The sequence below is a fragment of the Brevibacillus jepli genome (assembly GCF_047229145.1).
GTDB lineage: Bacteria > Bacillota > Bacilli > Brevibacillales > Brevibacillaceae > Brevibacillus.
The window spans coordinates 1-912 of the sequence record NZ_JBFEFW010000093.1 but is presented as its reverse complement, the minus strand read 5'-3'; the positions used below and the strand labels follow the sequence as shown (position 1 = coordinate 912).

Annotated in this window: 1 protein-coding gene; it reads left to right on the top strand. The window is 43.3% G+C overall.

Translation table 11 applies throughout. The annotated features are described in order from the left end of the window. A partial coding sequence (locus tag AB1L17_RS31415; RefSeq protein WP_412848833.1) for an HNH endonuclease occupies positions 1 to 760 on the top strand: 760 nt, incomplete at its 5' end. Positions 761 to 912: the final 152 nt, after the last annotated feature.

Here is a 912-nt window from a genome sequence, read left to right as displayed (position 1 = left end):
ATATCAAAAGGCTGTCGTAATCGAAGAGGTAAACTCGATGATAGTCGGTTTATCGCTCTACTACAACAAGTCGATTTGCAGTAAGGTTTTCTCAAGCCTTGACAACAAAGTATTCAAAGCCTGTCACTACACATGGAAGTCGATGTATTACAACCAGAACGGCGGTAAGAACCTCGACCATGTGAAAACGGCAAAGGAACTTTCTAACAGACCAGCTAGACACGCCGGTTACACAACCAAATGTCACGCTGTCGAAGTTGAAGGGAAATGGGTGGGAATCACCAAGTTCTTCATGACTGGCTCAGATCGTGCAGTAAACTTCAACCAAGCCATGACTCCGTATACAGAGGAAGGCAGGAGTTTATACGCTCAGTTGTCCAAGAAGAAGAACCCATTGGATAGACCTCCGCTCTACAATCCTAACAGCTTTAGGTTAGCTAAGAAGAACTCACGTTCTTCAAATCATAACCTCAGAAAGTACAACTTTGAATACTACATGAATCGAGAGTACGCTTGGAATCGGGATAAAGGGAAATGTAAAATATGTGAGCTCGATATTTTACCGAACGACTATCACTGCCATCACATTGACCCAACATTACCATTGCACGAAATTAATAAAGTAGCCAATCTCGCTAGCGTCCATGACGGATGCCATGAATTGATTCATGGAACCTCGGAAGTTGATAATCCGAAAATGGCGAAGAAGCTATCTAAGTATAGGGAGAAACTAAAAGGTAAAGCTAAAGTGGTTAGTTGAGGGTTGATTGCCATGTTAATCCTTCTCGACCTTAAATAAGTCGGGGTCAGTTCGATGGAAAGCCGTATGCAGGGAAACTTGCACGTACGGTTTGGGACAGGGGAAAAGACGGAGGCGCACATGCCAAAGTTTTACCTATTGTCATCAAATGG